10 protein-coding genes are annotated in these 12834 nt (G+C 71.3%); 3 read left to right on the forward strand and 7 right to left on the reverse strand.

Features of this window, described 5'->3' with window-relative positions; translation table 11 throughout:
• The first annotated feature begins 80 nt into the window (after window positions 1-80).
• Entirely contained in the window at window positions 81-965 is an 885-nt protein-coding gene (locus ACIBQX_RS04545; protein ID WP_397000538.1) for a helix-turn-helix transcriptional regulator, read from the forward strand.
• Here the strand turns inward: ACIBQX_RS04545 and ACIBQX_RS04550 are convergent.
• Window positions 962-1297: an EthD domain-containing protein gene (locus tag ACIBQX_RS04550; RefSeq protein ID WP_397000540.1), complete on the reverse strand. Its 336-nt coding sequence runs from the start codon at window positions 1295-1297 to the stop codon at window positions 962-964. The two genes, ACIBQX_RS04545 and ACIBQX_RS04550, sit on opposite strands and share 4 nt — an antisense overlap.
• 136 nt (window positions 1298-1433) lie before the next feature.
• Between ACIBQX_RS04550 and ACIBQX_RS04555 the strand changes: the two genes are divergently transcribed.
• Complete coding sequence (locus tag ACIBQX_RS04555) at window positions 1434-1823, forward strand: MerR family transcriptional regulator (protein WP_397000542.1); 390 nt, start codon at window positions 1434-1436, stop codon at window positions 1821-1823.
• A gap of 15 nt (window positions 1824-1838) precedes the next feature.
• Here the strand turns inward: ACIBQX_RS04555 and ACIBQX_RS04560 are convergent, their stop codons facing one another.
• From ACIBQX_RS04560 to ACIBQX_RS04580, 5 genes are read right to left on the reverse strand one after another with little or no spacing between them, the layout of a single operon-like run.
• The gene (locus ACIBQX_RS04560; protein ID WP_397000544.1) at window positions 1839-5273 is read right to left on the reverse strand and encodes a hypothetical protein; all 3435 of its coding nucleotides are present in this window, start codon (window positions 5271-5273) and stop codon (window positions 1839-1841) included.
• Window positions 5270-6082, reverse strand: coding sequence for a carbohydrate ABC transporter permease (locus ACIBQX_RS04565; RefSeq protein WP_397000546.1), 813 nt, complete (start codon window positions 6080-6082; stop codon window positions 5270-5272). Before ACIBQX_RS04565 ends, ACIBQX_RS04560 begins: the two co-directional genes overlap by 4 nt.
• Window positions 6079-7011, reverse strand: coding sequence for a carbohydrate ABC transporter permease (locus tag ACIBQX_RS04570; RefSeq protein ID WP_397000548.1), 933 nt, complete (start codon window positions 7009-7011; stop codon window positions 6079-6081). The genes ACIBQX_RS04565 and ACIBQX_RS04570 overlap by 4 nt, the downstream gene beginning before the upstream one ends.
• A complete protein-coding gene (locus tag ACIBQX_RS04575; RefSeq protein WP_397000550.1) occupies window positions 7008-8309 on the reverse strand; it encodes an extracellular solute-binding protein in 1302 nt (433 codons plus the stop codon). Before ACIBQX_RS04575 ends, ACIBQX_RS04570 begins: the two co-directional genes overlap by 4 nt.
• A complete protein-coding gene (locus ACIBQX_RS04580; RefSeq protein WP_397000552.1) occupies window positions 8306-10921 on the reverse strand; it encodes a family 78 glycoside hydrolase catalytic domain in 2616 nt (871 codons plus the stop codon). Before ACIBQX_RS04580 ends, ACIBQX_RS04575 begins: the two co-directional genes overlap by 4 nt.
• 125 nt (window positions 10922-11046) lie before the next feature.
• On the opposite strand from ACIBQX_RS04580, the gene ACIBQX_RS04585 reads away from it, so the two are divergent.
• Window positions 11047-11832 carry a DeoR/GlpR family DNA-binding transcription regulator gene (locus ACIBQX_RS04585; RefSeq protein WP_397000554.1) on the forward strand — a complete coding sequence of 262 codons (786 nt, stop codon included), beginning with the start codon at window positions 11047-11049 and terminating at the stop codon, window positions 11830-11832.
• Here ACIBQX_RS04585 and ACIBQX_RS04590 read toward each other — a convergent pair.
• Window positions 11747-12733 (reverse strand): AraC family transcriptional regulator, encoded by a 987-nt coding sequence (locus tag ACIBQX_RS04590; protein ID WP_397000556.1) that lies wholly within the window; start codon window positions 12731-12733, stop codon window positions 11747-11749. The genes ACIBQX_RS04585 and ACIBQX_RS04590 overlap by 86 nt on opposite strands.
• Window positions 12734-12834: the final 101 nt, after the last annotated feature.

The following is a 12834-nucleotide window of genomic DNA, read 5'->3' on the forward strand; positions in this document are numbered from 1 at the left end:
GCCCTGCACGACCGCGGACGGGGCAACCTAGGACGCACAGGGCCAGTCTGGAACGCCCCGGCGTCGGGGACACTGGTGGTGTGGCTAAGACCAACCGTGAACTGGCTGATTTCCTGAGGCGAGCCCGTAGCCAGGGCGACCCCTCGCGAGCCGGCCTGCCACCGGACGGCCGCGTCCGCCGGGTGCCGGGCCTGCGCCGCGAGGAGGTCGCGCTCCTGGCCGGAGTGTCGACCGACTACTACGCCCGCCTCGAACAGGGGCGGCCGATCGTCCCGTCGCCCGCCGTCGTCGAAGCCCTCGGCCGCGCCCTGGGGCTCGACTCCGCGGGCCGCGCCCATCTCCAGGACCTCATCGGCGTGACCGCGGCGCCGGCCCGCCGGCGTCCCCCCAGCGTCCAGCGGGTCCGCCCCGGCCTCTACCAGCTCCTCGACGCCCTCGACGGCGAGCCCGCCCTCGTCCTGGGACGCCGCACCGACGTCCTGGCCGCCAACCGGATGGCCAAGGCGCTGTTCACGGACTTCGAGCAGTTGCCTCCCCGGCAGCGCAACTACGCACGCTGGATGTTCCTCGACGACGACGCCCGCTCCTTGTTCGTCGACTGGGCGGATCAGGCGCGGGCCGCGGTCGAGAGTCTGCGGTTCGAGGTCGGCCGCGACCCTGACGACCAGGCCACGATCGCCCTGGTCGACGACCTGCGCGCCCGCAGCCCCGAGTTCGACCAGTGGTGGGAGCAGCACCGCGTGCACCAGCGCACCCACGGCTCCAAGCGCCTCCGCCACCCTCTGGTCGGCGAACTGACCGTCGAGTACGAGACTCTCTCGCCGCCCGGGGACCCCGACACGACCCTGTACGTCTACACCGCGGAGGCGGGATCGCCGTCGAAACGGGCGCTTGACCTGCTCGCGAGCTGGAGCCTCACCGGCCCCAGGCCCGGACCTGACCGCCCACGGCCGAAGCCGAGCTAGATGACGATTCTTTCTTCGGTGACCATCACCGCGACCGAACTCATATCGATGAACACGCTCTCGTCCGGGTTCACCAGCTTCCTGTAGTTGTCGGACGCGAAGAAGGCGTCGTGATCGGCCCAGCTTTCGAACCAGATCTCGGTCAGCCCGTCGTAGGCAGGGCTCGGATAACCATCAGCGGGCACCGGGTGCGAGACGGTGTACTTCTTCACCAGCTGCCGCGCTTCGGGAATGGAGGTGAACAGCGGGGCGTGACGGTTCCGGTGATATTCGACGAATTCCTCGAAGGTCATTCCCTGGATACGATTGATCAGAAAAGCGAATTTGATCATGCCTGTCCTCTTTCGTGCTCACGGACGCGAAAGGCCGGCGACCGGATGCCGGGTCGCTGACCACGGAGCTACGCTAAATGCTGACATCGATGTCACGGGCAAGCCGTTGTGACCCAACGCACATGAGGGGTGTGAGATGCGGATCGGTGAGCTGTCCGCCCGGACAGGGGCGAGCCGTCGCTCACTGCGCTACTACGAGCAGCAGGGCTTGCTGGTCAGCACGAGGCACCCCAACGGCCAGCGGCACTACGACGACGGTCACGTCCAGCGGGTTACGCTGATCCAGAAGTTCCTGGCGGCGGGCGTGCCCAGCCGGACCATCGCCCAGATGGTTCCCTGCATGGCGGAGCCCAGCAGCGAAGGCGCCCGGCAGGCCTTGACCGCGATGCATCAGGAGCGAGGCCGCCTGTCATCCGTGATCGACGACCTGACCGCCGCCAGAGAGGCCCTTGACCTCCTGATCGACGAAAACCTGGCCTTCCTGGCGGAGGACCGCCGCACCGGCGCCGCCCTCCCCGGTCAGTGAGCGGCCTCCGGCGGCTCAGGGCAGGCGCAGGCGTACGGGTCCGAACAGGCCGGTGACACGTTGCCCGGGGAAGACGAAGTGGGTGGGGCTCACCTCGTCCAGGTAGGGGGCGAGGGTGCCGAGGACCAGGATCTCGATCGTGTTGTCGCCGTCGTCGAGCCGGACGTCGAAGGTGTACGGCGAGCACACCCTGATCCCGCAGGGCCGCCCGTTCACGGTCACCTCGGCGGTGCCCCGGACCCGGCCCAGGTCGATCAGGCCGGGACCGCCCGTGGCGTTGACCGTGGTGCGGTAGCGGACGCCGCCGCTGTAGCCCGCCAGCCCGTGCTCCTCCCAGTCGCCGAGCCGCATCCGGCCGGGCCCGCAGGTGAAGCGGACCGGACCGGTCAGCGCCGCGCCGGAACGAGCGCCGGGGGTCGTCGTCACCCTCAGCTCGCGGCCGTCGACGATCTCCACAGAACCCGCCGCTGTGCCCGCCGCGTCCACCTGGATGCCGGTCACCCCCGGCGGCGGGTCCAGCAGGAAGCGCTCGACGCCGGACCGGCTGCCCGGCACCGCGAACCCGGCGGGCAGCGCGGCCGGGCGTCCGTCCAGCCAGCCCGCCTCAGGCAGCGGATGCGGCCGGGGGCGCAGGTACAGCGCCGCCGGGTCACCGTGCTGGCGTCGCCGTACGCGCGGCCGGGACGACCAGCCGGGACCGGAGACGACCAGCCCGTCGACCAGCACCCAGCCGTCGGACTCCACCCGGATCGTGTTGTCGCCGGGCCGCAGCAGGTGGGCCACGTCGTAGCGGCGCACCCGGGGGATGTCCGCCTCCTCGTACGGGTCGAAACCGCCCTGCCTGCCCGCCTCCGCGCCGTTGACGTACAGGACGCAGGGCGCGGTGGAGGCGACCTGGATCAGTTCGGGCCGGCCGACACGCACCGTCGTCTCCAGCGGTGAGCCGCCGATCCACTCGGGCCGGACCGCGTCGGCCGGATCGGCCACCAGGCAGACGTAAGCCCGCAGATCGAGCTCCTCGTCGGGAACGAGCAGCAGCTCCAGCGCGTGGTCGCCGGGCGTGAGCGGCGACAGCGACACCGCGGCGTAGCCCGCGTCGTCGAGCGGCTGCTCGTCGCCGTCCAGCCAGACGGTCTTCGCGGCGCCGGCGCCGACGGCCAGCCACGCCTGCCGCCCTTCGGGCACGGTGAGCAGGCTGCGGAAACGGGCCCGTCCGCCCGCCTCGACCCGGCCGAAGGCGAGGAAATCCCCTGGTACGTGCCCTTTCGGGCCCAGCGTGTCGCGGTGGATCGGGTCCTTGCGCAGCCCGCGCGAGTCCGACCAGACCGAGGGTGTCCACGGGCCGTCGCCGACCCGCTGCTCCCCGCGGGGGCCGAACGTCGCGTGCGCCGTCTCCCCGTCCGGCGTGCGTAGCGTCCAGCGTTCGACGGTGGCGCTGCTGCCGAGGTCCGACCAGGTGTCGTCCAGCGTCGGGACGAGCTCGACGGCCCACTCCTCGCCCAGGTCGATCTCCTGGAGGTACGGCGCGGGCGGGGGGCCGGCGGGGACGTGACTTCCGTCGAACACGAGCAGCGCGGCGGGCGCGTCGTCGAAGGGCACCACGACCTCCACCGCGTCACCGTCCATCGTGTACGGCAACGCCCTCGGCTCGCCGCCGAAGAGGCCGGCCAGCAGCGGAGTGCCCGAGACGCCCCTGACCTTGACCCGCATCTCGCGCGCGTACCTGCCGGGGTCGAAGTCGATGGCGGCGTCCAGCCAGCCCAGCTCCACGCCGCGTTCCTCGGGCCGGCCCACCCCGATCCGGCTGGCCATGGGGGACGTGGCGGTGAGGAACACCAGCGTGGTGTCGCCGACCTCACGCACCAGCGGCGGCACCGGCGCCTCGACCCGGGGGACGAGCCCGGCCAGCGCCTCGCCGAGCCGCTCGCTCGACTCGACGTACAGAGCGTCGCCCGTCTCGAACCGAGCCCGCAGCCGTGGCGAGTCCGGCAGCGCGGCCACCGCGATCAGCAGGCCGCCGCCGCTGACGAACTCGTCGAGCCTGGCCGCGACGTCCTCGTCGATGACGGTGACGGCGGGCAGGATGAGAGCCCGGTAGGCCTCGGTGGAGACCGTCAGCCGCCCGCCGGTCACGGCCGCGCGCCGCACCGAGTCGTCGTCGATCACGTCGGCGTCGAGGCAGAGCCGGTCCAGCGCGCCGGGGACGGTCGCGAACCACGCCATGTCCCCGACGATCTCCCGGTACACCCGCTGCGCCCGCCCCGCGTCGCCGTCCGGGCCGGGGTCCGCCGTGCCCGCCGTGCCCGCCTGCGCGGTCGCGGTGGGGAGCAGGACGGCGACGTCGCAGGCGTGCCTGCCCAGCGACAGCGCGGCGCACAACCGGGTGACCGCGTCCGCGAAGACGCGGTGGTGCCGCCAGTACGGCTGGCGCCAGTCGGTGGACGGCGGCGCCCACTCCCACCAGCCGCGCTTGGTCGTGTAGTAGACCGCGTGCGGGTTGTAGAGGGTGGCGCCGGCCCGCAGCCAGGGCAGCAGCCAGTCGAAGGTCTCCTCCAGCGTGCCGCCCCACCCGCTGGAGTGGAAGGCCTCGATCCAGGTCCGGGGCCTGCCGTACAGGTGGGCGAGCGAGGAGTGCAGGCGCGCGTCGCCGTGGTGGTCGGATCCGGGCGCGCTGAACCAGCGGTGGGTACGGGCGTAGTCGGCGTAGAGTCGCACGCCGTCGACGGGATGCCCGGCGCGGGCCGGGTCCTGCTGGTCGCACCCGTTGAGCAGCCCGTTGCGCTCGTGCCAGGCGGCGAGCGGGCGGAAGAACGCCTCCTCGGCCAGCTCGGCGCGGGTGACCTGGTACGCCTGCCAGTCGGGGTCGGCGATGGAGAACTCCCGGCCGCGCCTGGCCGCGTACTCCTCGGCGAAGGAGGCCGACCAGGTGGGCAGGGTCGGCAGCTCGTCCTGGAACGACCCGGCGATCACCTTGCCGAACCAGTGGCCGAGGCGGCGCTCGAACTCCCCGTGCACCCGGTCGAGCAGCACCGCGCAGGCCGTACGGGACAGGTAGTCGAAACCGCGGACGGAGACCGACCCGTCGGCGGCCAGCCACTGACCGGCGAACTCCGGATGCTCCAGCACCAGGCGCGCCTGCAGGTCGGCGCCGGAGAAGCCGAGCTGGTCGTAGAACCACAGGTAGGCGCCCAGGTCTGCGGCGTCGGCGCAGACCTCGTCGAGCAGTCGCCACCACGCCTCTGACAGGAACGGCGGGTCGTCGGCGTCGGCGCCGAACAGCGGCCCGGACGGGGCCAGGTTCAGGATGACGAGGTTGCGCACACCCCCGGCGACCAGGCGCTCCATCTGCCAGCGCAGCCTGTCCCGGCGCAGCGGCTCGCCGCTCCACCACCAGATGGCCGCCGGCGAGTGGGAGGCGGGCGGCTCGCGGAGCACGTCGAAGACGTTCATCCCTTGAGCCCGCTGGCGAAGCCCTTGATGACGTAGCGCTGCAGCACCAGGAAGACCGCCACGATCGGCAGCGCGCCCAGGACCAGCCCGGCGAAGACCAGGCCGTGGTCGGAGACGTACTGACCGACGAAGGCGAAGACGCTGACCGGGACCGTCTCGAAGCCCGAGCCGCCGAGGTAGAGCAGCGGGGTGAAGAAGTCGTTCCAGATGAAGACCGCGTTGAGGATCAGCACGGTGCCGGTGATCGGCCGCAGCAGCGGGAAGACCACCCGGGTGAACGCGGTCAGCTGGGAGGCGCCGTCGATCTGGGCGGCGCTGGCGTAGTCGGCGGGCAGCGCGCGGATGAAGCCGGTGTAGAGGAAGACGGTGAACGGGAGCTGGATGCCGGTGTAGAAGATGATCATTCCGGTGTGCGTGCCGATCAGGCCCAGGTCGGTGACCAGCTCGTACAGCGGGATCATGCCGAGCTGGAACGGCAGCACGATGCCCAGCAGGAACAGGATGTACAGGCCGTAGCCGAGGCGGCTCTTCACCCGGGCCAGGTAGTAGGCGGCGAACGAGCCGAGGGCGATCAGCGCGATCAGGCTGACCACGGTGATCACGGTGCTGTTCATCAGCGACGGGCCGAGCGCCGCCGCCGACCAGGCGTTGGCGAAATTGTCCAGGGTGGGCGGGGCGGGCAGGGCCAGCGGCGTCTGCGAGATCTGCGCCGGGTCCTTCAGGGACAGCGCGACCAGCGTGTAGACGGGGAAGAGGAAGGCCACCGCCGCCGCGATCATGACGATTTCGAGCAGGAACGTTCTTCTCACGCGGTCACCTCGCGGTTGCGCAGGTAGTAGACCTGGACGAGGGAGACGGCCGCCACGAACAGGGCGAGCACGAGGGCGATGGCGGTGCTGTAGCCGAACTTGCCGAAGACGAACGCCTGCTTGTACAGCACCGTGGACAGCGTCTCCGTGGCGTAGCCGGGGCCGCCGTTCGTCGTGGCGAAGATCTGGTCGAACAGCTTGAGCCCGCCGATCGTGGAGAGCATCATGTTGATCGTCAGGGCCGGGGCGAGCAGCGGCCAGGTGACGTAACGGAAGCGCTGGAAGGTGCCCGCGCCGTCGATCATCGCCGCCTCGTGCAGCTCCTTCGGTACGCCCTCCAGCCCGGCCAGGAAGATGACCATGGAGTAGCCGGCGTACTGCCACACGACCATGCCCGCGACCGACCACAGCGCGACCGACGGGTCACCCAGCCAGTTCACGTCCAGGCCGAGCAGCCCGTTCAGGCCCGCCGACGGATCGGGGTTGTAGATGTACTTCCACAGGAACGCCACCATCACCGGGCTGACGACCACGGGCGCGAAGAAGATCACCCGGAGCAGCGCCCTGCTTCTGAGCTTGGCGTGCACGCCCAGGGCCAGCAGCAGCCCGATGCCGTTCTGCACGGCCACGATGGCCACGGTGAGCAGCAGCGTGTTGCCGATCGAGCCCATGGCCTGCTCGTCGTCCAGCAGGGTGCGGAAGTTGGCCAGCCCGACGAAGGACATGTCCTCGCCGATCCCGCTCCAGTCGGTGAAGGCGTAGAACACGCCGCTGATGGCGGGATAGAGCACCACCAGCGCGTAGACGAACAGGGCGGGCGCGGCGAAGAGCCAGGACGGGGTGATGACGCTGAAGCGCCGCCGCCGGCCCGGCCTCCGAGGGGAGGCCGGGCGCGGCCGGGCGGACTTCGCGGTGGCGATGGGGGTCACTTCTGGTAGGCCTCGTCCATCTTCTTCAGCGCCTCGTCGATCGTGGCCTTGCCAGCGAGCAGCTCCTGCACGACCGCGAAGTGCACCGGCTGGACCTCGGCGTTGGGCCAGCGCTGGTCCATGAACGGCACCGCCCGGTCCTTGGTGAACGGCAGGAACGACTCCACGGCCGGGTCGATGGTCGAGCCCGCGTCCTGGGTGAGCGGGATGGCGGCGATGGCCTTGGCCCAGGCGTTGATGTTCTCCTGCTTGCCGAGGAAGTCGATGAACGCCTTGGCCTCCTCCACGTTCTTGCCCTTGGCGCTGGCCCCCAGCCCGACGACGACGCCGGCGGGGATCCAGACCGAGGCGGCGTCGTCGGCTCCCGGCACCGGGAACATCGACAGGTCGTCAGGGGCGGACGCCGCCTTGCGGAAGTCGGGCAGCACGGCCGACACCTGGACCGCCATGGCGGCCTTGCCGGTGGCCACCATGGAGATCTGCTGCTCGAACGTGGTGCCGTTCGGCTTGTCGTTGAAGAAGCCGCGCTTCTGCAGCTCCAGGTACATCTCCATGGCCTGACGCCAGCCGGAGTCGGCGAAGGTCGCCTGACCGGCGAGCTGCTTGTCGTCGAACGTCGGGTCCTTGGCGTAGACGGTCGAGGGCACCAGCGCGTACGTGATCAGCTGGGTTACCCACGCCGTCTGCGCGCCCAGCGCGATCGGGGTGATGCCGGCCTTCTTCAGCTTGTCGCAGACGGCGAGGAACTCGGTCCAGGTGGTCGGCGGCGCCTCCACCCCCGCCTTCTCGAAGGCCTTCTTGTTGTAGATCGCGCCGATGACCGAGGATCCGGCGGAGTAGATGTAGGTCTTGCCGTCGATCTGGAAGGCGGGCTTGAACCCGGCGGGGATCGTCTGTGTCCACGGCTGGGCGGACAGGTCGGCCAGCAGGCCGGCCTGCACGATCTGGGACATCGACATCGCACTGCCGCTGCCCGGGTACACCACGTGCAGGTCGGGCGCGTTGCCCGCGCCGAGCTGGGTGCGCACGGAGGTCTGCACCTGGTCGGTGGGCGCGAAGGAGGCGTTGATCCGCACCGACGGCTTGGCCTGCTGGTAGGCGGCCAGCAGGCTGTCCATCGGCGCCTTCTGGTCGGCGACGCCGACGAACCTCAGCTCGGTCGTGGTGCTCTGGCCACCGGTCGTGGCGGCGGTGTCCGGCTTGGTGGAGCAGGCGGTGGCGGCCGCCGCCACCGCCAGGCCGCCCATCATGCGGAAGAACTGGTTGCGGCTCATTCTGGCGTCGCGCAGATCGGTCATGCTGTCGTCTCCTCGGTCGTGCGAAAGGTGTGATCCCCCGAGGGCACCTGGTGGGTCTGCCCGTCGGGCAGATGGACGGTGGCGGTCGCGCCGGGCGGGACGGTCACGGCGAGGTGGAAGTCCCCGCCGGCGCGTTCCCACGCCACGGCGATACGGCCGCGTACCGACTCGTAAGAGGCTCGCGCCCAGGTCAGTTCGCCGGGCAGCGGGCGGATCACCAGCTCCCGGTACGCGACGGAGTCCGGCGCCTGGCCGATGCCGGCGACGCCGCCGTACAGCCATTCGCCGACCGAGCCGAACGCGTAGTGGTTGAAGGAGTTCATCGAGGGGGCGCCGGCGCCGTCCCACCGCTCCCAGATCGTGGTGGCGCCGTGCCGTACCTGGTAGCGCCAGGACGGCGGGGCGGTACGGTTCAGCAGCGCGTGCGCGAGGTCGTCGCGGCCGTGCTCGGACAGGATGGGGCAGAGCAGGTTCACGCCCAGGAAGCCGGTCTGCGGGCCGTGCTCCTCGACCAGCTCGGCGAGCCGGCGCGCGGCGGGAGCGGTCCACTCCGGCGGCAGCAGGCCGAAGGCGAGGGCCAGCAGGTACCCGGTCTGGGTGTCACCCGTGAGCCTCCCCGACGCCGATGCGAACGTTTTAATGAAGGCGGTGCGAATGTCGTCCGCGAGCGTCCTCAGCCGCTCCGCGTCGGCGGTCCGGCCGTGGATCCGGGCGGCCCTGGCGGTCAGGTCGGCGCTGCGGTGGAAGAAGGCCGTGGCCAGCAGCTCGCGCGGGGTGGCGGGGCCGGGCGACAGCCAGTCGGCGTAGTGCGGCCCGGTTCTGGCGCGCCAGATCAGGTCCGGGTTGTGCCGTTGGACGAAGTCGACCCAGGCGGCCATCGAGTCGACGTCGAGGAAGCGGGCGTCGCCGTACACGCGGTACAGGTGCCAGGGGATCAGGACCCCGGCGTCCGCCCAGCCGGGCGCGCCCTCCTCGGCGACGCCGCTCAGCCGGGGCGCGACGTTGGGGAAGCCGCCCTGCGGGGTCTGCGCGTCGCGCACGTCCCGCAGCCACTTGGCGAAGAACGCGGCCACGTCGGCGTTGAGGCAGGCGGTCGGCAGGAACACCTGCGCGTCGGCCAGCCAGCCGAGCCGCTCGTCGCGCTGCGGGCAGTCGGTCGGGACGCTGACGAAGTTGCCGCGCTGCCCCCACTCGATGTTCCGCTGGAGCCGGTCGAGCTCCGGGTCGGAACACTCGAACGTGCCCGTCCAGGGGGTGTCGCTGTGCAGGACCACGGCGGTGACCTCGCCGGGGTGCTCAACGCCGGTGATCTCGGCGTAGCGGAAGCCGTGGTAGGTGAAGCCGGGCTCGAAGACGGTGGCGGGTCCCGCGCTGATCAGCACGTCGGTCGCGTCGGCCGTACGCAGGTTCGCGGTGTCCAGACGGCCCGCGGCGTCGAGCGTCTCCGCGTGCCTGATCGTCACCCGCGCGCCGGGCTCCAGAGCCGGTACGGCCACGCGGACGCGGCCCGCCAGGTTCTGCCCGAAGTCGACCAGGTGGGTGCCGGGGCCGGTGCGGGTGACGGAGACCGGGGCCAGTTCGCGGACCGCCCTGACGGGCTCGTCCGGCGACGGCACCAGCGGCGCGTGGTCGTGGCCGGTGACCACGGCCGGGCTCCAGGAGGAGTCGTCGAATCCGGGCAGCTGCCAGCCGGTCGTGGCGGCGCGCAGGTCGTGGCACTCGCCCTTGAGCAGGTCGGCGTAGCGGACGTGGCCGCGGCCGGCCCGCCAGCCGTTGCCGGAGGCGACGACCTCAGCAGGGCCGGAGGCGACGCTCTCAGCAGGGCCGGTGGCGACGCTCTCAGCAGGGCCGGTGGCGACGACCTCGGCCGTGCCGTCGGCGTAGGTGAGGTGCAGCTCGGCGATGAGCTCGGGAAAAGTGCCGTAGTGGTAGCCGGGACGGCGCGGGTCGAACCCGGCGAATCCGCTCCACCAGCCGTCGGCGAGCGTGACGGCCAGCACGTTCTCGCCCTCGGTGAGACAGCTCGTCACGTCGTAGGTCTGGTACTGGATGCGTCGGCGGTAGTCCGTCCAGCCGGGAGCCAGCTCGGCGTCACCCGCGCGGTGGCCGTTGATCCTGGCCTCGTAGAGCCCCTTCGCGCTGATGTACAGCCGGGCCGCCACCACCGGTGAGCGGGGCTCGAAGGCGCGGCGCAGCTGCGGGCAGGCCGACAGGCCGTGGTCGCGCAGCGCCAGGTCGCCTTCGGTGGGCGGATCGACGTGCTCGACGGTGTCGGGGTCGGCCGCGATCCAGGATCCCGTCCAGGCGTCCTGCCCGGTCTCGAACCACGAGCGTGCGGTGCTCGACGTGCCGTCGCCGGCCCAGAGCGTGACCTGCCAGGTGTACCGGGTGCGTGGGCGCAGCGGCGGCCCGGCGTATCTGACGCCGATCGCGGCGGGATCGTCCAGCCGGCCGCTCGACCACAGGCCGTCCACCTCCACGAGGCAGGCCACCGGGTCGGCGCCGCTGAGCCGCCAGGACAGCAGCGGTGCGGAGGCGCCGGTGCCTACCTCCGTGCCGAGCGGCGTCGCGCGGTGGTCGCAGGACAGGCCGTAAGGCCGCACGGAGCCCATACCCCACCTCCATGTTGCGTGAGTGTTAACTTAACGCCGAAATTGTTAAAAGGGACGGTATGAGTCGCCCAAGTGGGGTGTCAAGAGTAAGATTCGCGACCGTCCGGAAGAAGGTGGGAGCTCAGGTGAACGCACGGCAGCACATCTCCGGTAGGTCCGCGCGGCGACAGGAGATGGCCGAGCACATCGTGCGACAGGGCTCGGCCTCGGTGACCGAGCTCGCCGAGAGCTTCGCCGTGAGTGTGATGACCGTCCACCGCGATCTCGACGAGCTGGAGCGCCAGGGGATGGTGCGCAAGGTGCGCGGCGGCGTCACGGCCCAGGCCTCCAACGTCTGGGAGAGCAACATCGCCTACCGGCTCACGGCCCACACCGCCGAGAAGGACGCCATCGCACGGCTGGTGGCCGGCCTGATCGAGCCGGGCAGCTCCGTCATGCTGGACGACTCGACCACGGCCCTGGCCGTCGCCGGTCACCTGGCCGAGGCGGCGCCGCTGACCGTCGTGACGAACTTCCTGGAGGCGATCAGGCTGCTCGCCGGCAATCCCAGCATCCGGCTCATCGCGCTCGGCGGTGAATATCACGCCACCCATGACTCCTTTCTCGGCCTGGGCTGCGTCGAGGCGGTCGACGCGGTGAGCACCGACGTGGTCGTGGTCTCCACCTCGGCGGTCTCCGACCAGTACGCCTTTCACCAGGAACAGGAGATCGTCCTGGTCAAGCGGGCGATGCTGCGCTCGGGCGGGCGGCGCATCCTGGCCGTGGACGGCTCCAAGCTGGCCCGCGTGGCCCTGCACCGGGTCGCGCCGCTGGCCGACTTCGACGTCATCGTGGTCGACTCGAACGCGCCGCACGAGCTGCTCCAGCGGCTCCGGGACCACCACCCGAACGTTCAGGTGGCGCAGTTGTAACACTTTGAGGGTGATTTTTAACAGCCGCTCCGGCCAGTGCGCTACGTCGCCGGTACTCGGTGGGCGTCAGCCCGACCAGCGTCCGGAAGCGGCGGGCGAAGTACGTCGGATCGTCCCAGCCGACGGCGGCGCCGACCCGCGCGACCGGCAGGGTCGAGTGCGCCAGCAGCGAGGCGGCGCGCTCGGCTCGCAGCCGGGCCAGGAAGGCCAGCGGAGTCACCCCGACGGACTGCCCGAACAGCCGGCCCAGGTAGGCGGGATCCAGGCTGACCGCCCGAGCCAGATCATCCAGTCGCCACGGATCCTCGGGCGCCGCCTCCAGCCGGGCGATGGTGGCGGCCACAGCGGGATGGACGGCGGGATGGACGGCGGGCCCGGGCGTGTCCGGTTCGGGATCACGGCCGTCGACCAGGATGCCGAGCACGGTGACCAGCCGGCCCAGCACCCGGCCCGGCCGGGCCTGATCGGCTGCCAGGTCCCGTTCGAGCAGGCCGATCTCCGCGATGGCCTCCTCGGCGGCGGCCGGATCGACGGCCGTGACCGCCACACCGTGCGTGCCGGACGCCACCGGATCGGTCCACAGCACCCGGCGCAGCATCGCGATGTCGGACAGCGCCGCCAGCTCGGTCCGCAGCGCCTGGGTGGACAGGCAGCAGTTGGCGACGGTCAGGCCGGCGCAGTCGCGGAACCCGTGCCAGGCGCCCGGCCGGAGCACGATGACCTCACCACGCCGCAGCTCGTGCTCGCCCTGGCTGGTCACATGCCGGCCGCGCCCGGCGCCGATCACCGCGATCTCGAGGAAGTCGTGCGCGTGCGGCTCGATGCCGGCGTCCAGGTGGTGAACACCGCCCAGGACCGGGCCCCCGGCGAACAGCGCGTGCTCGTGCAGCGTGGCAGGCATGTCGGGATCGTACGACTACTCGCCGGGATCGGCCTAGCCCACGACGGCCCGCCACGACGACGCTGGGAGCATCCCGACAGCAGGAACCCTGGAGGCCAGTG

Source organism: Nonomuraea sp. NPDC049714, from assembly GCF_044465295.1.
GTDB lineage: Bacteria > Actinomycetota > Actinomycetes > Streptosporangiales > Streptosporangiaceae > Nonomuraea.